Below are 19,646 nucleotides of genomic sequence, written 5' to 3'. Positions count from 1 at the left end.
ACCCTGGAGATCAGATTACCGGTCAACGGTTGAATGCACTGCTGCGAAGTAAGTCCGACCGGAGAGGACGGAGTAGGGGTAGAAGATACCGTGAGCAGCTTTGGAAAACCTAGACGTCTAGCAAGCCAGCTGCTCAGCTCCGATCTTTAAGCCATCCAGATTTCCAAGTACAGTTACAGCGATCTTATCCTGATGAAAGAGCCCTTCGGCCATCACTTTGAGTTGATCGGCCGTGACGCTCTCGATTCGCTCAATGATCTCGTCAAGTGAGAAGAAGCGATCGAAGTACATCTCCTGACGCGCAAGATTCGACATACGCGCCGTGGAAGACTCCAAGCTCAGCATCAGACTTCCCTTCAGCTGCGCTTTGGCTCTGCTGAGTTCCTCTTCCGGAACCGATTCCGCCTTCAAATTACGGAACTCCCCAACCACTGACTCCACAACTTTGGGAGCCCATTCCTGTGAGGTTCCTGCGAACACTGAAAGACAGCCCGTATCACGATACGAGTTTAGATCGCTATAAATTGCGTAGCACAAGCCCTGGTTCTCGCGAATATTCTGGAACAGCCGCGAGCTCATTCCTCCACCAAGGAGTGTATTCAGCACATAGGCAACGTAGCGCCTGTCGTCCGCGATCTGCAGCGCCGGCACTCCCATGCAGATTTGCACTTGTTCGAGCGACTTCTTGTTGCGCGCAATAATCTTCGAGAAGGTTTGGGGCGCAGCTTGCTTAAAACCATTCTGCTTGGCTTTCAGATGAGAGAACTTCTGCCTCACGAGATCAGCGAAACGCTGATGATTCAGGCTGCCTGCTGCCGCTACGAGAATGTTCCCGGGATAGAAGAATCCGCCATAGTAGTCGAACAGCATTGCCTGCTCGAACCTGCGGACCGTCTCCTTTGTGCCCAGAATCGGCTTCCCCAGCGGGTGATCCTTCCAGAAGTTCTGAGTAAATATCTCGTGAACAAGGTAGTCGGGACTGTCCTCGTCCATCTTGATCTCTTCGAGAATCACTCCGCGCTCACGGACAATGTCCTTAGCTGCGAAGACAGGATTGAGCACCAGGTCGCTTAGAATCTCCATCGCAATTGGGAGGTGTTCGTCGAGGATCTTGATGTTGAAACAGATGCACTCCTTGGCGGTGAACGCATCCATATTCCCGCCGATGGAGTCAACTTGGCGGGCAATATCCTGGGCAGAGCGGCTGGTCGTGCCCTTGAAAAGCATGTGTTCGACAAAATGAGAGATGCCGTTGCGCTCGAATTCTTCATGACGCGACCCGGTCTTGATCCATATGCCAATGGACGTCGATCGAATCTGTTGCATCTCTTCCGTCAGGATGGTGAGGCCATTCGGCAGCACTTCCCGACGCACGTTTCTGAGCTCTTGAACCATTAAGTTGTAAGGACCTTCTAAGCGCTGAAAAAGGTATTCTAAATGCGCGGAGTGGCGATTAGCAGTGCATCGGTAACCAGGCGCTCTCGATCATGTGTGCTAATTACCTCAGTTACTCTCATTAGATGCCCAACATGCCTGTATCGAATGAACTATTAAGCCTCTCGAATCAAGAGCTTACGGAGCTTGTAAAACGCCTGGGGCATCCTGGCTTTCGCGGGCGGCAGGTGGCAGATGCCATCTTCAGGCAACGTCGGGAGTCGCTTGTTGGCGTATCCAATCTGCCCTCTACGCTCAAGTCTCAGATCGCTGAAGAAGGGCTCTCAGTCGGATTTCCCCGAATCGACCAGAAATTCACTTCTCTGGACGGCACCGTCCGATACCTCATGGGTTTAGCCGATGGTGAGTCTGTCGAAACCGTCTGGATGCCTGAAGGCGACTTCGGCGAGGCCGGTGATGGAACGGAAGCTGGCCGGGAGGAACTTGCTCAACTGGAATCCGAGTATGCGGGCGACAAGGCCCCTCTCCGCATTCCGCATTTGAGGGGGAAGACTCACCAGAGCAAGGCGTCACAGGAGCCCACAGGCCGCAAGCCGAGATCAAGAGCAACGATTTGCGTTTCTTCCCAAGTAGGGTGCGCGGTGAATTGCCAATTTTGCCTTACGGCGTTGCTGGGAGTGAAGCGAAATCTCACCCCTGGTGAGATCGTCGGACAGGTGCTGACTTTGCTGCGCGACCACGATGTCAATGTGGAGAAGGAGCGGATGAACATAGTCTTCATGGGCATGGGCGAACCGTTCCTGAACTATGAAAACTTCATGAAGGCGGTTCGTCTGCTGGTTGAGGAGGTCGAATTCCCGGAGTCTCGGATGACGGTATCTACCTCCGGCATTGTGCCTCGGATCATCGACTTCGGCAAGGAACCGATTCGTCCGAAGCTTGCCATCTCGCTCAACGCACCTAATGACACGGTTCGCGAACGTATCATGCCCATTACGCGAAAATGGAATGTGCAGATGCTGCTCGATGCAGCTCGACAGTTCCCACTGCGTCCGCGAGAACTTCTAACGTTCGAGTATGTGCTGCTGGAGGGAGTAAATGACGCAGCCGAGCACGCGCGTGAAGTTGCAGGTCGCCTCGCAGGCATTCGCTGCAAGATAAATCTTATTGCCTTTAATCCCGGACCAGGAGTGAGCTACACCATGCCGGCTCATGATCGCGTTCTTGACTTTCAGAGCATCCTGGTCGGGGCTGGTCTGCCTGCGTTTATTCGACGTCCTCGGGGGCGCGATATCTATGCCGCTTGCGGACAGCTAAAGCGCACCATTTCCTGAGACAGGATTGTCCCGAGATCTCTCACGCATTCAATGTGAGTGTGAGGTCTCATAAACCGTCACCTCACTTTGTCCGGCGAGGTGAACAGATGCGATTTTGGTGAGACCGGCAGGATGATTCCTTAGTGACGAGCCTACAGGATCGTCCTCGGCTGCAATGACGAAATCAACGTCCATCGCTGGGTGTGCCAGCGAGGCATCCCAAATGTAGAGATTTCCCTCATTGATGGTCCTGCGCAGGGGAAAGCCAGCAAATTGAAACGCGCCACCATGCGCTCCTGTGTACGCGAGGACGGTGGAACCCTGCGGCAACGAGCTCAAAATTTTCGCAAGCCGATGATCGAGCTCCATGCGCCCACTCCCATTCGCATGCACTTCGCGCAGGCAGACTGGAGTTGCTTTCCATGATTGGGAATACGTAAATACGCCAATCAACAAAATCACTAGTGTGGAAAGACGTGGTACCAATTCTCTCTCCCAACTCTCCCTGATTACAGCAATCGCAAGCCCAACTCCAGCCGCAATCGCCGGAAGCAACTCCAGTCCGTACCGCACGTTGTAGTAGGAAAAAGGCCACCACACCGGCACAAAAATGGGAACTGATCCGTATGCGATTGAGAGCGAGTAAAAAACAAGGGGCGACCACAGCAGCGCGATCGGCAACCAGTCTCGGCGTAACGCGAACGCCGCACTGCCAAGAGCCGCGATAAACAGCAGGATCCTACCTGTTTCATGTTCTCCAACACTGAACTGGGCTGCCTTCACGAAGTAAACAGCAGCGGTAAAGAGATGATCCTGCCCGGGGTACGAAGGCGATCCTTGCTGCGTCGTCCGCCCTGCAATCGCCTTCGCTGAGTACGGACCATTGGCGAAATCCAATGGATTCATATACACGCCAAGGTTGTAGGCCATCCAGAGAGTTGGACCTAGTGCCGTGAGCAGCAAGGGCTTGAATACGGTTCTACGTAATTCAATCAGCGTTCGCGGGCTTACTCGCAATTCTGCTAGGAACTTAATCAGGAATGCGACCCAACAGACGCAGGCGAGAAACCAGCCGTCATATCGTGTAAAGTTTGCCGCCGTCAGCGCCATAGCGCCTTTTTCCAAGAAGCGTCCGGTGATTCGCTCGTTTCCTCTGAGACTCTGGGAAGCCTCTACGAAAAAGACAACAGCCCAGATGAAACATGCCAGATAGAGTGGCTCGTTCAGAGCTGTGCTCTGTACATAAAGAACGTTAGGATTCGCGGCAAACAAGGCAGTCGCAATCCAAGCAGCAACCCGCGAGCGACGGTAGAGCAGCCGGAAAAGTCCGATTCCGGCAAAAACGTATGACAATACTGAAACGATGGAACCACCAATTCCCGACTGCCACATCGATTTGCTCAGAATGAAGGGAATCGTCAAAAGGTGCGGAAGTGGGAGCCACACGGAGCCCAGCTGCAGCGGCCCGGGAGTTCGCGAATCGAAAACGCGGCGCGCTATGCTGATGTGTGCAACAGCGTCTCCGGAAAGAAGAATCTCATTTCGGGAATAGAAGAAAAAAAGGGCTACCGTCCCAAGCAGACTGAGCAAAATCGTAACGGCCCAATATTCCCTTGCCTCAGCACGCAAATGCGAGTTCAGTTGGACGTCTGGCGCTGCCGTCGCTGTCGCGAAACCGGCGGACTTACCCGATATGCGTGAGTTCACGGAAGACCTGGTAGCGGGCATCGATCTCCTCGCGTGTGAGTGACTGCAGACGCTCCGTGCCGAAACGTTCGACAGCAAAAGAGCCCATTACGCCACCGTAAAACATTGCACGCTTGAAGGTTTCCCGATCCAGCTTCTTCTGCGAGGCGACATATCCCATGAACCCCCCGGCGAAGGAGTCGCCTGCACCAGTAGGATCGCGAACCTCCTCCATTGGCAGCGCGGGAGCGCGAAAGGGATGCCGTCCACCGCCGAATTCACCTTCTTTGAAAAACACCGTGGCGCCATATTCTCCATGCTTGATGACCAGGGCGCGCGGCCCCATTCGCAGTACTTTCTGGACTGCTCGAGGAACGCTCGTTTCCTGTGCAAGGAGTTTGGCCTCCATATCGTTGATCAGCAGAACGTCCACGCGTTTCAAGGTCTCGAGCAGGTTCTTGCGATGGTTGGGATCGGTGATCCAATAATTCATCGTATCGCCGCCGACGAGCTTCACACGCCCATCCATCTGGCGACGGACATTGCCTTGCAGGACGGGATCAATGTTGGCGAGAAACAGGTACTGGGAGTCCAAATATTCAGCGGGAACTTGCGGGTCGAAGCTCTGAAAGACGTTTAGCTGAGTCTCGAGCGTTTTCGCCTCGTTGAGGTTCTCTCCATACTCGCCGCGCCAGAAGAAGCTTTTCCCTTTGGTGTGCTCAATTCCACGAGTATCGACTTTGCGTGCGCGCAACACGTCTTCATCTTGCTTGCTGAAGTCTTGGCCGACGACGGCCACGACGCGCACTTGTGTGAAGTAGCTTGCCGCGAGAGAGAAGTATGTAGCCGCGCCTCCGAGACAACGATCTACGGAGCCGGAAGGACTTTTGATGCCGTCATATGCTACCGAGCCTACGACTACGATCGACATCAGGCCCTCGCCTCCTGCGTCCTTAGATACCTGTCCAGCAGCAGGCTCAGCTTACGCCGGGTTTCGGGAGGAATCTTCGATCGGTCCGTGAGAATCGCATATTCAAGGGCCAACCCGCATTTGCACTTACGTGTTTTTGGCATGTCGGCGACCGTGTGCCTTACCACCTTGCAAGCGTTCTCGGCGTTTTTGTTCAGATAGGAGATTACGGTCTCGACTGTGACAGCGTCGTGATCAGGATGCCAGCAGTCATAGTCAGTGACCATTGCGAGGGTGGCATAACAAATCTCCGCTTCGCGCGCGAGCTTGGCTTCCTGGAGGTTGGTCATGCCGATTACATCCATTCCCCAACTGCGATAGACATTGGATTCGGCACGGGTCGAGAACTGCGGACCCTCAATGCAGATATACGTTCCGCCAGTCTTGCCGGTTACTCCGGCTTTTTTGCATGCATTCGCAGCGCTCTTCGCAACTTCTGCGCAGACTGGATCGGCAAGCGCAACATGCGCAACTAAGCCTTCGCCGAAGAATGTCGATACCCGCTGGCGTGTGCGGTCCACAAACTGATCTGGAATCAGGAAATCCATTGGCTTGTGTTCTTCTTTCAGTGAACCGACGGCCGAGACGGAGATAATGCGCTCCACTCCCAGTTGCTTCATGCCATAAATGTTTGCTCGAAAATTTAATTCGGTCGGCAGGAGGCGATGGCCTCGTCCATGACGGGCTAAAAAGGCTACCTTTCGGCCCTCGAGAGCGCCGAGTACATAAGCATCTGACGGTGATCCAAAAGGGGTTTCCAGCTTCTCTTCATGAACATCGGAGAGACCAGGCATCGCATACAGTCCACTCCCTCCGATGATTCCTATTTCAGCTTCTTGCAATTGCACGACTCCGGTGAGGATGGGTGAAGTAAGAAAAATTATACAGAAGCAGAGGGAGCGGCTGTTTCCCACTCCGAGCACCGAGGCGAGCGCCGTCTGTGCCTGCCTATTTCATGCTTCGCGGTGAGTCTTGAAGTGCTTCGCTGACTGTCTCAGTGAGCCATCGTCCCACTGCTTCCTGAATGGCCGCCGATGTGCGCAAAGGAGACATCAAGGAATGCATTTGCACCTGGACAACTCTCGCGGGATTTGCAGACAAAATCTGGGCGCGTAGCTTCGACGCGGTCGTAACGTCAAATCCTTCGCTGATCAAGACACCAGCGCCTTCGACTTGTTGAATCCAAACCTCGCCTTCGTCCGTGGTAAAGGCCCGGACGCTCTTAGCATCGCAACTCTCTGGTGGGCCACACTTAACGTCTTTCACAGCGATCGGGGTTGCCTTCGCATAACGCTTCGGCACATAGTCCGCGTAGATCTTCGCGAACTGATCGGCAGCATCCTCTGTATCCCAGCGCGACAAGTAGATCAATCCTATGCGAGTAGTTCCCTTGGCCTTCGAGTCTTTGTTCCCGGCGGCGTAATAAGCGCCGCCCCTCCACGCCTCAGCCATCTTGGCGGCGATTTCTTTGTCGGCATATTGCTGAACGAGGATGCGGGTGTCGAGTTGACCGATCGATCCTTCGTCATACTTCTCATACGCGGAGCCAAGTTCATTGCGGAGATCAGGTAAGACCAGCCATTTCGCAGGCGTAGCTCTTAGGTACGAGCCGACGTTGAGTATCTCGTGAGTATTCTGCGGCGGACGACGGAAGGCCCCAGAGAACGCCGTATCCTTTCCTTTTTCCAGCAGCGCTGCTTCGAAAGCGAGACCATCGCCATAAGGAAACACAAGTGATTCGCGAATCATGAGCGGGGCTTTTTCAAGCAATGGGAATCCACTGTTCCCGGTCATCGATGAGCGCATCATGCCGGCGACTTGGGGAGCATCGGCCAAGGTGTGTCCGGTGCCTCGCAGCATGAAATCGACGAGCGTCACCATTCCCTGACCTTCCGCAACGGCGCTCCGGGCAGTTGCCGCTTCGTCTTCATCGAAGGTGAATTCGTCCTTGTCGCTGCGCTTAGCGGCTTTCGGGGTCTCCCATGTTTTTAAGTCGAAGTTCTGATCCTGGAGTGCGTGCGTGAGTTCATGAGCTAAGACGGGCTTCTGCGAATCGGCCGAGAGCCAATCGAGCAAATACATGTTCTTCGTCTTCACGTCGTAGTAGCCGGCGACCTGCTCCTGCAGGAGTTGAATGAGAAATGCATGCAGATCGAAATCCCGAGGCAACAGTCCGAACTTCTTGAGCACAATCTCCGAACGCTCGAGGCGTTTGGCATCCTCATCATCATTCAGCCGATCATCAACGTACTTCGCCACCTGCTCTCGACTCGCAAGCTCACCTTTGACTTTTTGCTTGATGGCGTAACCGGTGTCTTTGCTCAGCCAGCTAAGCGTTTCATCGATAGAGGAGAAGAGCTCCCGGGCTTCCTCTGGAGTGATCTTGCGCTCTGCGGGCGGAGAGGCTGGCTGTACCTGGATTCCAATATCTCCTTTTCCGTGCTGGGATGGAGATGCTGTGCCGGGTCTCTCGGCGGGCACCCGCTGTCCCGCAGCCTCATTAACAGCAGCAAAAATCGAGCAGCAGAGCAGCAAAAGCAGTGCACAGCGCGCAGAACGGGATTGCATTCGCTTGGTCTGTTCAGGTCGATCAACTCCGGATACGGCAAACATGAGATTAGTTGGATAATAATGGCAAGCAGCACCGCGTCGCTAGTAATGCGATCCGATCTGTAACCTATGGCAGAGAGCAGCGAACTTCGGCAAAGGGCTGTTGAGTACCTCCGGCGCGCTTACGAGCACCAGCAAAAGGGAGAGTACGAGGAGGCCATCGAGCTTTACTCGCACTCTATTGATGCCTTCCCTACCGCCGAGGCATATACGTTTCGCGGATGGGCACACTCGTTCCAGTCGAATTATCTGCAGGCGATTGCGGATTGCAGGCAAGCGATCAAAATCGATCCGGATTTCGGGAACCCCTATAACGACATCGGAGCTTACTTGATCGAACAAGGTCAGTGGGATGCAGCCATTCCCTGGTTCAAAAAGGCTCTGGCTGCGGCACGCTATGAATCCTATTGCTTCCCACATTTCAATCTCGGCCGCGTGTACGAGCAGAAGCGTGAGTGGGGAAAGGCTCGTGAACACTATCTGCGCGCGCTGCAGCTGAACGGTCAATATGTCTTAGCTTACCGGGCTTTGAGAAGACTTCAGGCGATGTGGAATTAGCTCACCACTTTTGCTGCGATCCAATCTCCGCACTCGCAAGTTCCCAGCGTTCCGCCAATATCTTGCGTAGTTTTCTTCTGGCGCACAGCCGCCAGCACAGCTTGATTGATCTTGCTGGATTCGGCCGCAAATCCCAAATGATCGAGCATCATCGCTGCAGTTAAGATCGCCCCCATTGGATTCGCGATATTCTTCCCAGCAAAAGGCGGTGCCGATCCATGCACTGGCTCGAACATCGATGTCTTACCGGGATGTATGTTCCCGCTCGCCGCCATGCCAAGTCCTCCCTGAAGAGCTGCGGCCAGATCCGTAATGATGTCGCCAAACATGTTGTTCGTGACGATCACATCAAACTGGCTCGGATCACGAACCATGTGCATGCAGAGCGCATCCACGTACATGTGGGACGGCTGTAGATCGGTATATTCTTCTGAGAGTTCCTTGAAGACTCGCTGCCAAAGACCGTGCGCATAGGTCATCACGTTTGACTTGTCCGTCATCAGGACTTTCTTGCGGCCGCTTCTGCGCGCGTGCTCGAAGGCATAACGGATCACACGTTCCACACCCTTGCGACTATTAACGTCTTCTTGAACCGCGATCTCGTCGGGAGTTCCCTGCTTAAAGATTCCTCCAACATCTACGTAAGGACCCTCCGTATTCTCACGTACGACCACGAAATCGATCTTGGCTGCGGTTGCATTCTTCAGCGGGCAGAGGGAGTCATCCAGGCACTTGACCGGACGGACGTTCGCGTAGAGGTCCATTTTGAATCGCATGCCAAGGAGAATGTCTCTAGCATGAATGTTGGAAGGTACTCGCGGATCGCCGAATGCGCCGACCAGAATGGCATCGAAATCGCGAGCCAGCATCGCGAAGCCGTCCGCCGGAATAGTGGTTCCATCTTTCAAATAGCGATCGGCAGACCAGTCGAACTCGACAAATTCAACTTTAGCCATGCTGGCCTTCACTACGTTCACAGCCTGTGCAATTACTTCCTTCCCGATGCCGTCACCGGGAACGACGGCGATGCGCCTGGTCGGTGTTTGGTTCACGATAGAAAACATAGCAGACCGCTATAATCAAAGGTTCGGCTATGTACAAAACTGCTCTCTATGACGCACTCGTCGCCTCCGGCGCGCGTATGAGCGAATACAGCGGCGTAGAAACTGCATCAGCTTTCAATGATGTTGCGAGCGAATTTCGTGAGCTTAGCTCCGGGTGCGCGCTCTACGATTTAGGCTGGCGCGCGAAGGTCGCAATCTCCGGTGAAGATCGTGTGCGCTGGTTGAATGGGATAGTCACGAACAACGTGAAAGACCTTCCACTTAACCGAGGGAACTACAGTTTTGTTCTGAATCCTCAGGGACGAATCCTTGGGGACCTATATGCGTATAACCGTGGCCGCTATTTCCTGATCGACACTGAACGCTTTCAACTTGAGAGCCTGCTGAAACTATTCGAGCACTACATCATCATGGACGATGTTGAAGTAACAGATAAGAGCGACTCTCTGACTGCTGTTGGTATCCAGGGGTCTCAGGCAGGCGAAATCTTAAAACGAGCCGGGATCGATGACCCAGGGCTCGAGCCAATGCAGGTAGCCGACCTTACATTGGGCGGCATTGAGCTGTCGCTTACGCGCATGGCGACTCCGGAATTTCGTACCTACGAAATCTGGGTTTCACAGTCCGCGATAACGCAGCTCTGGAAGTCTCTTATCCAAGCTGGCGCCATACTAGTCGGTACTGACGCTTTAGAGAAATTCCGCGTGATGATCGGCTTTCCCAAGTATGGAACTGATATACGGGATCGCGACTTGCCGCAGGAAACTGATCAGACACACGCGCTTAACTTCAGCAAAGGTTGCTACATCGGACAGGAGATCGTCGAGCGCATCCGTTCGCGCGGGAATGTGCATCGCAAATTTCAGGGATTCGTGCTCGAAGGTGAATTGCCCGGACGAGGCACCAAACTCGAGGCTGATGGAAAAGAAGTAGGCGAGCTTACGAGCATCAGTCGCATCCCAACGAACAACGGTGACCGCTCGATAGCTCTCGGCTATATCAGGCGCGAAGCGCTCGAACGCGGAGCAAAGATTACTTATGCGGGAGGAGAAGCGAGACCTTCCGAAATTCCATTTTCGGTAGCTTCTTAGAACCCTATGGCTGAAAAGAAACCGGATTTTGTAGTTAGCGATCGTCGCAAATTCACGGATGAAGGCGAGCTTCGCACTGATCTGCGCGAGGAAGGCTCGTCTTCATCATCATCAGCTGTGCAGACAGGAACGATGGAGAACGATCATCCGCCGGATCCACCCTCACACGCGGAACAGGAAGCGCAGCATAAAGAGTATAGGGCTTCGGGCAAGAAGCTCGACAACATGCTCGCGGCTGGCGGTCACGGCAAAGCCGAAGACTTTGAGATGACTTTCGACCGTCTCGTGCAGTCGCTGTACATAAGTGCGCTCTTCCAAATAGGCGTCATGCATCCCGAAGGCGAGACGCCGCGGCCAGATATCATTGCCGCGCGTCAAACGATTGATACTCTTGGGGTATTGAAGGACAAAACAAAGGGTAACCTGACTCCCGCAGAAGAAAATATCCTGCAGAACGTCCTTTTCGAGCTGCGCATGGCATTCCTCGAGATCACAAATGCAATAACGCGCGCACCCGCTCCCGGAAGCAACAAGCCCGCCGCGAAATGAAGGCAACGATTACCGTTTTGGGCAGCGGTACTTCGATGGGCGTACCGACCATCGGTTGTGACTGCCAGGTTTGCACTTCAAGTGACGCGCACGATCGCCGCACACGGCCGTCTATCCTGATCGGATATAACCAGCGCTTCGTTCTCATCGATTCAACGCCAGATTTTCGCCAGCAGGCTCTCCGAGAAAATATCCGGCGCATCGACGCCGTTCTTTACACCCACGGTCATGCCGATCATATCCTCGGACTCGATGACCTTCGTCCTCTTACGTTCAAGCGCGAGCAGAAGCTCCCCCTCTACGCGGACGAGCCAACCGCCAACATCATCGAACGGATGTTTGCGTATGCATTCGATCCTGAATCGACTTATTCCACGCGTCCGCAAGTAGCTCTGCAGCGGCTGAATGGGACGTTGGAACTCTTTGGCGCGAAGTTTCAGCCGCTAAGAGTCCTGCACGGCGATAGTGAAATTACGGCATTCCGTTTTGGAACAGCAGCTTATCTCACAGACTTCAGTTCTATTCCGGAGCCAACCATGCAGGTGCTCCAGAATTTGGATGTCCTGTTTCTCGACGCGTTGCGACGGCGGCCACATCCAACGCACTCTTCACTCGATGAATCCGTCAAGATTGTGGAACGACTGAAGCCACGTCGAGCCTTCTTTGTGCATATGTCCCATGATCTTGCGCATGAGGAGACGAATCGCCATCTGCCGTCAAACGTCCGCCTCGCGTACGACGGCATGAAGCTGGAGTTCGAGATCTGATGCGCGTCTTCCGCAGTCTCGATGAAATCCCTTCCGACTGGCAGGCGACCGTCATCAGCATAGGCAATTTCGACGGTTTGCACCGCGCGCATCGGCATGTAATATCCACAGTCGCTGAACGAGCTCGACAGCTCGGGGCTCATTCACTTGCAGTCACATTCGATCCTCATCCCCTGCGCGTGCTTCGGCCACAGAGCGCTCCCGCGCTGATATCGCCGTTGCCGCAGAAAGTCGCGAGACTCGGGGAAACCCCGATTGACGCCACGCTTGTTCTGAACTTCACTCAAGAGCTTTCTGTAATGTCCCCATGGGAGTTCGCGCAACAGATCATTGTTGAGCATCTTCACGCAAAAGAGGTGCATGAAGGTACGAGTTTCCATTTTGGGCATCGCGCGGAGGGCGACTGCGCGAAGCTAAGAGAGCTGGGGAAAGAACTTGGGTTCGATGTGACCGTTTATCCCGAGATGCGCTGGCGAAACGAAACCGTCTCGAGCAGCCGCATACGTCAACTGCTCGTGGAGGGCAACGTCACGCGAGCGCGACACTTGCTCGACCGCCCGTTCTCCATCGTCGGCACCCCCGCAAAAGGACGGGGTTACGGCACGCGTTATACGGTGCCGACCATCAACTTGGGTCCTTACGACGAATTGGTCCCAAAGAACGGGGTGTACGTCACGTGTACACGAGTTGCGGACGAGCGCTTCGAATCGGTGACAAATGTTGGAAATCGCCCGACCTTCGATGGCCAATCGTTCGCAATCGAAACGCACCTTCTGAACTTTCATCCCATCTCCCTCAACGAGCAAACTGAAGTTGAGGTCACTTTCCTGAAATGGCTTCGACCCGAAATCAAGTGGACAAACGCGGACGCTTTAAAAAAGCAAATAGGCAGGGACGTTGCTCGCACAGATCGGTATTTCAAGCTAGTCCAGGGACTTGAGAAAGCTCACTAACTGCCAGCGCTGCGGCTCGGGCAATCGGCTCCACGAAGGCATTCCGTTCTTCAGGCTTCCATTCTTTAACAACCATTCCAACTCGCCCGGCGTTGCGTTGCGAATGCGATCGGAATGCAGATCGGGGTGCTTCGCATTTCCCTCAGCCTGCTTTCCATGACAACTCGCGCAGTTTTGCTGGAAGAGTTTGGCTCCTACAGCAACCGCGCTGGAATCCTTCGCCATAGGATTGGGGCGCACGCGCGCAGCTTCTGGCACCTTCAGCAGCCAGCGACCGTGCCCAGTTTCGATCGAGATCGCGATTGCAGGCATGGCGATGCAGAGGCTGAGTAAGGTATGTCGCCATCCATGCATTAGTTGCCTCGCAATCTCGAAGCGATCTGATCGATCTCATACGCAACGCCAAAGCGAAAGAGAAATCGCTGGCTATTGTCGTTCAGACCGAAGCCGGGCGAGAACTTAAAGGTTGTGCCTCCGGGAATGCGCCACTGCACAACTGGGGCCAGGTAATGCGAGGTATCGCGAAGCCCAAAGCTGTAGCGCTCGCCTAGTCCGCCATACATCTCTGCTCCGGCAGATAGGTTCTCTCGGCAGAGGACACACGGCTTAGCTCCGGCAACCAGCGCAAGCGGACGACTCACGCCCAGGGCATAACCGAACTCCCACGGTTCGCCCACGAGGTTCTTCTCCGCGATCACGTTCTCGGAAAGGTTCCATCCTTTGAAGTTGCTCGACAAGATCAGCTTGAGTTCCGCTTCCCTTTTCTTTTCGTGGCGATCATGTCGTTCGAGGAATTCTTCGCGCGTATCGTGACCGACCACATCAAGCAGTGATTTGTCAGCAGAGTTGATGTGCTCGAATTCAAAGTAGAGAACTGGATTGATCCAATGCTCGCGCAGCAAGGGCCGAAAGCGGTTTTCCCAACGGAATCCAGTGAATACCGAACTCTCTCCTGAAGTGGATTGCGAATCGAGGTAAAGCTCCGAGGTCCACCATGCCTTTACCCCATATTCGAACTCCAAGGCATTCGCGAGAAAAGCGTTCCCGCCTTTAGGCGAGGCGGTCACTGACTTCAATCCCATTTCCAGATTTCCGGGCTCTTCCATCTGGTGGGAATAGGTGACGAAATATCCGTCCTGCGCGAACGCCATGCAGGAGATAAATAGGAGGCTCAATAACAGAACTGCGCGAAAAAACCTTTTGCGAGATTCACTCACGATCAGAGCTCCCTAATTGAAAATGAAATTGAAATTCATTTTCAATATCATGACTGTAAATTGCAGATGAAATTCCGTCAAACGTGAGTTGCCGAATGGCGTTCAGGAGAGTCCCAACGGACCTTTGTCAGTACTGAGCGGATGGATTTCCTGACTTATCAAGTTCGCGAACAAGCCGCCCGTCACGGCACTCAATGTGGCGAGGCCCCATAAATCGCAGGATTCAGCTCAGGGTCGTTGTACATCTTGAGCTGCCGATAGAGCTTGAAGTGACGTCGTCCGCGTTGAACATCGCGCCACAAGGCCGCCAGACATTCGGCGAGGTCCTGCCTCTGCCGAAGAAGTACTTCAAGCCGTTCACGGTTGCGCTCAACGTGCGCCCGCTCAACATCAGTGCGTTGCATTTGCTCGCGCGTGTGAAAGATCTTCAGTGACAGAATCGATAGACGGTCGACGATCATGCCCGGCGTCTCAGAATGAAGTTCACCCGCAAGCTTCACGCGTGCTGTCTCCAGCTGTTGCAGCAGTTCCCTATCGATAGCTTCAACCAAATCATTGCGCACCTGGTTCAGCCCATCGATCGCGCGTTTGGTCTGCGCGATTTCGTCGGACGAGGCCCGCGGCGCGCGAGCGTGGTCTTCCTGGTGCCACAAGGCGAAATTCTGACGGTGTTGCTCGATCACCAGAGCCTCGAGCCCGCTTCCTGCTCCGACATTCGGATCCGAATGCCAACGTGTGGTGAAGTCATCCTGAAGTTTCGCGATTTCGGGCAGCTGCATGGGGAATGATCTCGCGATTCTAGCGCGTTCCTCGTTTGACCCTAATTTTTGCAGCATGTTATAAACAAGAGTTTGCCTCGCCCGGGTAAAAGTATCTGTGCTTCCGGGAAGAGTGCAAAAAGTAGTCCCACCCTGGGTACGGGGTACCCAGCAGGCGCCGCTGTTGCGGCTGCTGGGGTGCAATGTTCTATCCGGTTGGCGGATGGAACGGGAGACGCGGCCAAGCTTCAGAACATCATTCGAGTGGAAGCGCGGGTTCCGGGACTGCGACGTCGTCCATGTTCGGGCGATGAGAGTGAATTGATCCCTTCAACTCGAAAACTGAACTCTAAAGTTTGTTCTGGAGGAATTTTTATGCTGACCTCGCAAGCCGTGGCTTGTGCGATGGCCCCGTTGCGTCGACTCACCCAGATTGCCAAGCTCCTGCGTCGTGGGCTTGGAACCGCGTCTGCTCTGCTGATGTTGCTTCTGCTGCAAGGACCAAAGGCCTTGGCTCAACCCGCTGCTGAGACTGGAGGCGAGGCGAATCTTAAGCTTCCCGATCTTTCCAGCGTCGACTTCTTGGGCATGAACGGCCACGCCCTACTGCTGGTTGGACTCATCTTCTGTGTCTTCGGCCTGCTGTTCGGACTCGCGATCTACCTTCAGCTCAAGAACCTTCCGGTGCACAGCTCGATGCGCGAAATCTCCGAACTGATTTATGAGACCTGCAAGACGTATCTGGTCACACAAGGCAAGTTTCTCGCCGTGCTCTGGATCTTTATTGCCGTCATCATGGCGCTCTACTTTGGCGTCCTGGCGCCGATTCCGGGACATCCAGTTGCCTTCACCTTGGCGATGATCCTTGCTTTCAGCATTGTCGGCATTCTCGGCAGCTATGGCGTGGCCTGGTTCGGTATCCGCGTAAATACTTTCGCCAACTCCCGCACTGCCTTCGCCGGACTCGGCGGCAAGCCCTTCCCGCTGTATGCGATTCCGCTCAAAGCCGGCATGAGCATCGGCATGCTCCTGGTGAGCGTTGAGCTGCTCATCATGCTCTTCATTCTGCTCTTTGTGCCTGGCGACTACGCGGGCCCATGCTTTATCGGATTCGCCATCGGTGAATCGCTCGGAGCGGCAGCGCTGCGAATTGCGGGCGGCATCTTCACCAAGATCGCGGACATTGGTTCCGACCTGATGAAGATCGTCTTCAAGATCAAGGAAGACGATGCGCGTAACCCCGGTGTAATTGCCGACTGCACTGGCGACAATGCCGGCGACTCCGTCGGACCGAGCGCCGACGGTTTTGAAACTTATGGCGTAACCGGTGTAGCGCTCATCACGTTCATCCTGCTCGGCGTGCCGAGTCCCACGGTGCAGGTACAACTGCTGGTGTGGATCTTCGTTATGCGCATCATGATGTTGGTGACCAGCGCCGTCTCCTATTTCGTTAATGACGGTATCGCCAAGGCACGTTTCGCCAACCGCGATCACATGAATTTCGAGACGCCCCTTACATGGCTGGTTTGGATCACTTCGATTTTCTCGATCGTTGCTACGTTCATCATCTCCAAGCTCATGATCCCCGTGGTGCAGGGCAACAATACACTGTGGTGGAGGCTGTCACTCATCATCTCCTGCGGAACTCTCGCCGGCGCAGTAATTCCCGAATTGGTCAAAGTGTTCACCTCGACCGAATCGCGCCACACCAAGGAAATCGTGACCTCGTCGCGCGAGGGTGGAGCTTCTCTGAACATCCTCTCCGGATTAGTTGCCGGCAATTTCTCGGCGTACTGGTTGGGACTCACGATGGTCTCTTTGATGGGGCTGGGCTACTACTTCACCCAGGGACTGAGCTCCGACCTCATGCTGGCGCCTGCGGTTTTCGCATTTGGTCTGGTTGCATTCGGTTTCCTCGGCATGGGCCCTGTGACCATCGCGGTCGACTCGTATGGACCGGTCACGGATAACGCCCAGTCCGTCTATGAACTCTCGCTGATCGAGCATGTTCCGGTAGCGGAGATCCAGCGTGAGTACAAAGGCACGGTCAACTTCCAGCGGGCGAAGGATCTTCTGGAAGAAAACGATGGAGCCGGGAATACGTTCAAAGCGACCGCGAAGCCTGTGCTGATCGGAACCGCGGTAGTCGGAGCCACAACGATGATCTTCTCGATCATTATGGCGTTGACCAATGGCCTGCGCGTGAATCTCGCCAATCTCTCCCTTCTACATGCTCCATTTGTGTTGGGACTGATCTCCGGCGGCGCCATTATTTACTGGTTTACCGGCGCTTCCACTCAGGCCGTAACCACCGGAGCCTATCGGGCCGTGGAGTTCATCAAGGCAAATATTCGTCTTGAGGGCGTTGAAAAGGCTTCTGTTTCCGATAGCAAAAAAGTAGTCCAGATCTGCACGCAGTACGCGCAGAAAGGTATGTTCAACATATTCCTCGCGGTTTTCTTTGTTACGCTGGCCTTCGCATTCGTCGAGCCCTTCTTCTTTATCGGCTACCTCATCTCGATTGCTGTGTTCGGTCTTTACCAGGCAATCTTCATGGCCAACGCGGGCGGAGCGTGGGACAACGCGAAGAAGATCGTTGAAACCGAGCTGAAGCAAAAAGGTACTGCGTTGCACGATGCCACGGTCGTGGGCGACACGGTAGGAGATCCGTTCAAGGACACTTCCTCTGTGGCCATGAACCCAATCATCAAGTTCACCACGCTCTTCGGATTGCTGGCAGTTGAGTTGGCCGTCCATCTCACAACTGAGCGCGGGGCGCGCCTCACCAACGAGTTGGCAGTTCTGTTCTTCGCGATTTCGATGTACTTTGTCTGGCGCTCGTTCTACGGCATGCGGATTACGAGCCAGAAGGCTGCATAAGCAGGCACTTTCAATGACCGGAACTCCGTCCCAAAGCGGGATGGAGCTCCGGTTTGCTGATCTCACAACCTTCTGCCAGGCGGCATGCAATTTTCGAAGAGGATCACTTTCAATGCAGTCCGTCCGTCTTGCGTGTGCTTTGTTGCTCTGTTTCCCCGTCTCTCTCTTTCCTGCCGACAAAAAGGCAACTTCAGCGCCAAATGCGGCGTCGCCGGCGATCGTTCAAGCCCAGCGCGAGAATCTCGATTACAGCATGTATCAGCGCATCCGCGATGAGGCCATCGGCCATTCTCACATCATGGAATACGCTTCGGGATTGATGGATGGAATCGGCCCGCGCCTCACCGGCTCTCCCAACGCGAAGCGCGCCAATGAATGGACTCGCGATCAACTCACCGCGATGGGCTGCAGCAACGCGCACCTGGAAGACTGGGGCGAATTCGGCATGGGATGGCAGCAGTTGAACACCTGGGTCCGTATGTCTTCGCCTGACACCGCGGTATTCATCGCACAAGCGTCGCCCTGGTCGCCTTCCACGAATGGCCCAGTTACTGCGCCTGCAATCTGGATAGACCTCAAAGACGAGAAGGACTTCGACAAGTACAAGGGCAAGCTCGCGGGCAAGATCGTTCTCTATGGCGAGATGCGCGAGGTAAAGCCCGTTGACAAGGCTTTATTCAGTCATCTTGAGGACGACGATCTCAGGAAGCTCGCTGAATACCCATTAGCAAAACGTGAAGGCGATTCCTTTCAGCAGTTCCTCAAGCGTCTCGAGTTTCGCGAAAAGGTGGGAAAGTTCTTCGCCGACGAAAAAGCGGTGGCGGTACTCGTACCCAGCCGCGACGGAAGAAATAACGGCGGCTCCGGCGGAACGATCTTCGACGACACTGGCTCGACTTTCGGATGGTTTGTCTACCGGCGCGACCACGCAAGTCTAATCCCGAGCGCAGTAATCGCAATTGAGAACTTCGGACGCGTCTACCGACTGCTGAAAGCACACGTGCCCGTGAACATAGAAATGAACATTGACACTAAATTCACCGGGGACCACGAACATGGCTTCGACACCATTGCCGAGATTCCCGGAACAGATCCGCACTTGAAGGATCAAGTGGTAATGGTCGGCGGACATCTCGACTCCTGGGCTTCAGCCACCGGCGCCACCGACAACGGCGCCGGCGCGGTAGTCGCCATGGAGGTGATACGCATCTTGAACGCATTGCAAGTGAAGCCAAAACGCACCATCCGCATCGGCCTTTGGACGGGGGAAGAACAAGGCGAATTCGGCTCCTACAACTATGTAAAGAACCACTTTGGATTTATTCCGCGATCGAATCAACCAGATCAGCTTAAGCTCACCGAGTTCGACCGCAAGCCGGCCGGACCGGTGGAGACCAAGCCCGATTATCAGAAGCTCTCTGCATACTTCAATCTCGATAACGGGAGTGGACGCATTCGCGGTATTTATCTGCAGGAGAACGCCGCGGTCGCTCCGATCTTCGCCCAATGGATGGAGCCGCTCAGGGATCTTGGCGTGACCACCATCACCATGCGCAACACCGGCGGCACAGACCACGAGGCGTTCGACGCGATCGGCATTCCCGGCTTTCAGTTCATTCAGGATCGTCTCGATTACGGATCGCGCACCCACCACTCCAATATGGATACCTATGAGCGCCTTCAGGAAGAGGACCTGGCGCAGGCTGCCGCCGTCGAAGCTATTTTTGTCTATAACGCTGCCACGCGCGAGCAGATCGTCTGAGCAGGCCAGACCGTCACAGTAACATCAGAATTCACATAGGTTTTTGGCTGGTTTTGGAGTAAATTGGCGA

The 19,646-nt window shown here is 54.5% G+C and carries 17 protein-coding genes; 8 read left to right on the top strand and 9 right to left on the bottom strand.

The features are described 5' to 3' along the window. Window positions 1-117: 117 nt before the first annotated feature. On the bottom strand, window positions 118-1,395 hold the full coding sequence (locus DMG62_16565) for a peptidase M16 (GenBank protein PYY21770.1): 1,278 nt from the start codon (window positions 1,393-1,395) through the stop codon (window positions 118-120). A gap of 134 nt (window positions 1,396-1,529) precedes the next feature. Here DMG62_16565 and rlmN point away from each other — a divergent pair, with 134 nt between their 5' ends. Next, complete coding sequence (rlmN, locus tag DMG62_16560) at window positions 1,530-2,729, top strand: 23S rRNA (adenine(2503)-C(2))-methyltransferase RlmN (protein ID PYY21878.1); 1,200 nt, start codon at window positions 1,530-1,532, stop codon at window positions 2,727-2,729. 30 nt (window positions 2,730-2,759) lie between these two features. On the opposite strand, the gene DMG62_16555 is transcribed toward rlmN, so the two are convergent. From DMG62_16555 to DMG62_16540, 4 genes are all read right to left on the bottom strand, one after another. Beyond that, the gene (locus tag DMG62_16555) at window positions 2,760-4,418 is read right to left on the bottom strand and encodes a hypothetical protein (GenBank protein PYY21769.1); all 1,659 of its coding nucleotides are present in this window, start codon (window positions 4,416-4,418) and stop codon (window positions 2,760-2,762) included. Continuing rightward, window positions 4,396-5,328 (bottom strand): sugar kinase, encoded by a 933-nt coding sequence (locus DMG62_16550; GenBank protein PYY21768.1) that lies wholly within the window; start codon window positions 5,326-5,328, stop codon window positions 4,396-4,398. Before DMG62_16550 ends, DMG62_16555 begins: the two co-directional genes overlap by 23 nt. Then, window positions 5,328-6,209, bottom strand: coding sequence for an S-methyl-5'-thioadenosine phosphorylase (locus DMG62_16545; GenBank protein PYY21877.1), 882 nt, complete (start codon window positions 6,207-6,209; stop codon window positions 5,328-5,330). The genes DMG62_16550 and DMG62_16545 overlap by 1 nt, the downstream gene beginning before the upstream one ends. Window positions 6,210-6,315: 106 nt before the next feature. Beyond that, entirely contained in the window at window positions 6,316-7,980 is a 1,665-nt protein-coding gene (locus DMG62_16540; GenBank protein ID PYY21767.1) for a hypothetical protein, read from the bottom strand. Between the two features lie 66 nt (window positions 7,981-8,046). On the opposite strand from DMG62_16540, the gene DMG62_16535 reads away from it, so the two are divergent. After that, complete coding sequence (locus tag DMG62_16535; GenBank protein PYY21766.1) at window positions 8,047-8,535, top strand: hypothetical protein; 489 nt, start codon at window positions 8,047-8,049, stop codon at window positions 8,533-8,535. Here the strand turns inward: DMG62_16535 and DMG62_16530 are convergent. Beyond that, a complete protein-coding gene (locus tag DMG62_16530; protein ID PYY21765.1) occupies window positions 8,532-9,599 on the bottom strand; it encodes a 3-isopropylmalate dehydrogenase in 1,068 nt (355 codons plus the stop codon). The genes DMG62_16535 and DMG62_16530 overlap by 4 nt on opposite strands. Before the next feature lie 29 nt (window positions 9,600-9,628). Here DMG62_16530 and DMG62_16525 point away from each other — a divergent pair, with 29 nt between their 5' ends. Genes DMG62_16525 through DMG62_16510 form a run of 4 tightly spaced genes read left to right on the top strand, consistent with a single transcriptional unit; the run spans window position 9,629 to window position 12,959 of the window. Continuing rightward, window positions 9,629-10,690: a folate-binding protein YgfZ gene (locus DMG62_16525; GenBank protein ID PYY21764.1), complete on the top strand. Its 1,062-nt coding sequence runs from the start codon at window positions 9,629-9,631 to the stop codon at window positions 10,688-10,690. Between the two features lie 6 nt (window positions 10,691-10,696). Next, window positions 10,697-11,239, top strand: coding sequence for a DUF1844 domain-containing protein (locus DMG62_16520; GenBank protein ID PYY21763.1), 543 nt, complete (start codon window positions 10,697-10,699; stop codon window positions 11,237-11,239). Then, window positions 11,236-12,006, top strand: coding sequence for an MBL fold metallo-hydrolase (locus DMG62_16515; protein ID PYY21762.1), 771 nt, complete (start codon window positions 11,236-11,238; stop codon window positions 12,004-12,006). The genes DMG62_16520 and DMG62_16515 overlap by 4 nt, the downstream gene beginning before the upstream one ends. After that, window positions 12,006-12,959, top strand: a complete 954-nt coding sequence (locus DMG62_16510) for a bifunctional riboflavin kinase/FMN adenylyltransferase (GenBank protein PYY21761.1) — start codon at window positions 12,006-12,008, stop codon at window positions 12,957-12,959. The genes DMG62_16515 and DMG62_16510 overlap by 1 nt, the downstream gene beginning before the upstream one ends. On the opposite strand, the gene DMG62_16505 is transcribed toward DMG62_16510, so the two are convergent. The 3 genes from DMG62_16505 to DMG62_16495 form a co-directional block, all read right to left on the bottom strand. After that, a complete protein-coding gene (locus tag DMG62_16505) occupies window positions 12,930-13,313 on the bottom strand; it encodes a hypothetical protein (protein PYY21760.1) in 384 nt (127 codons plus the stop codon). The two genes, DMG62_16510 and DMG62_16505, sit on opposite strands and share 30 nt — an antisense overlap. Then, window positions 13,313-14,110: a hypothetical protein gene (locus tag DMG62_16500; GenBank protein ID PYY21759.1), complete on the bottom strand. Its 798-nt coding sequence runs from the start codon at window positions 14,108-14,110 to the stop codon at window positions 13,313-13,315. Before DMG62_16500 ends, DMG62_16505 begins: the two co-directional genes overlap by 1 nt. Before the next feature lie 257 nt (window positions 14,111-14,367). Continuing rightward, a complete protein-coding gene (locus tag DMG62_16495) occupies window positions 14,368-14,955 on the bottom strand; it encodes a hypothetical protein (protein PYY21758.1) in 588 nt (195 codons plus the stop codon). A gap of 459 nt (window positions 14,956-15,414) precedes the next feature. Between DMG62_16495 and DMG62_16490 the strand changes: the two genes are divergently transcribed. Together DMG62_16490 and DMG62_16485 are read left to right on the top strand one after the other, a co-directional pair. After that, window positions 15,415-17,814 carry a sodium-translocating pyrophosphatase gene (locus tag DMG62_16490; GenBank protein ID PYY21876.1) on the top strand — a complete coding sequence of 800 codons (2,400 nt, stop codon included), beginning with the start codon at window positions 15,415-15,417 and terminating at the stop codon, window positions 17,812-17,814. A gap of 112 nt (window positions 17,815-17,926) precedes the next feature. Beyond that, the gene (locus tag DMG62_16485) at window positions 17,927-19,576 is read left to right on the top strand and encodes a peptidase M28 (GenBank protein ID PYY21875.1); all 1,650 of its coding nucleotides are present in this window, start codon (window positions 17,927-17,929) and stop codon (window positions 19,574-19,576) included. Window positions 19,577-19,646: the final 70 nt, after the last annotated feature.

Source organism: Acidobacteriota bacterium, assembly GCA_003225175.1.
Taxonomy (GTDB): Bacteria; Acidobacteriota; Terriglobia; order Terriglobales; family Acidobacteriaceae; genus Gp1-AA112.
Note: the sequence above shows the minus strand (reverse complement) of the source record. Positions and strands in the feature narration are given on the sequence as shown.

Bases quoted from the DNA above. Each gene is read 5' to 3' on its own strand.
- DMG62_16500 (PYY21759.1), bottom strand. From the start codon at position 14,110: ATGGCGTTCGCGCAGGACGGATATTTCGTCACCTATTCCCACCAGATG.
- rlmN (PYY21878.1), top strand. From the start codon at position 1,530: ATGCCTGTATCGAATGAACTATTAAGCCTCTCGAATCAAGAGCTTACG.
- DMG62_16485 (PYY21875.1), top strand. From the start codon at position 17,927: ATGCAGTCCGTCCGTCTTGCGTGTGCTTTGTTGCTCTGTTTCCCCGTC.
- DMG62_16515 (PYY21762.1), top strand. From the start codon at position 11,236: ATGAAGGCAACGATTACCGTTTTGGGCAGCGGTACTTCGATGGGCGTA.
- DMG62_16540 (PYY21767.1), bottom strand. From the start codon at position 7,980: ATGTTTGCCGTATCCGGAGTTGATCGACCTGAACAGACCAAGCGAATG.
- DMG62_16520 (PYY21763.1), top strand. From the start codon at position 10,697: ATGGCTGAAAAGAAACCGGATTTTGTAGTTAGCGATCGTCGCAAATTC.
- DMG62_16550 (PYY21768.1), bottom strand. From the start codon at position 5,328: ATGTCGATCGTAGTCGTAGGCTCGGTAGCATATGACGGCATCAAAAGT.
- DMG62_16510 (PYY21761.1), top strand. From the start codon at position 12,006: ATGCGCGTCTTCCGCAGTCTCGATGAAATCCCTTCCGACTGGCAGGCG.
- DMG62_16490 (PYY21876.1), top strand. From the start codon at position 15,415: ATGTTGCTTCTGCTGCAAGGACCAAAGGCCTTGGCTCAACCCGCTGCT.
- DMG62_16525 (PYY21764.1), top strand. From the start codon at position 9,629: ATGTACAAAACTGCTCTCTATGACGCACTCGTCGCCTCCGGCGCGCGT.
- DMG62_16495 (PYY21758.1), bottom strand. From the start codon at position 14,955: ATGCAGCTGCCCGAAATCGCGAAACTTCAGGATGACTTCACCACACGT.
- DMG62_16505 (PYY21760.1), bottom strand. From the start codon at position 13,313: ATGCATGGATGGCGACATACCTTACTCAGCCTCTGCATCGCCATGCCT.
- DMG62_16530 (PYY21765.1), bottom strand. From the start codon at position 9,599: ATGTTTTCTATCGTGAACCAAACACCGACCAGGCGCATCGCCGTCGTT.
- DMG62_16565 (PYY21770.1), bottom strand. From the start codon at position 1,395: ATGGTTCAAGAGCTCAGAAACGTGCGTCGGGAAGTGCTGCCGAATGGC.
- DMG62_16535 (PYY21766.1), top strand. From the start codon at position 8,047: ATGGCAGAGAGCAGCGAACTTCGGCAAAGGGCTGTTGAGTACCTCCGG.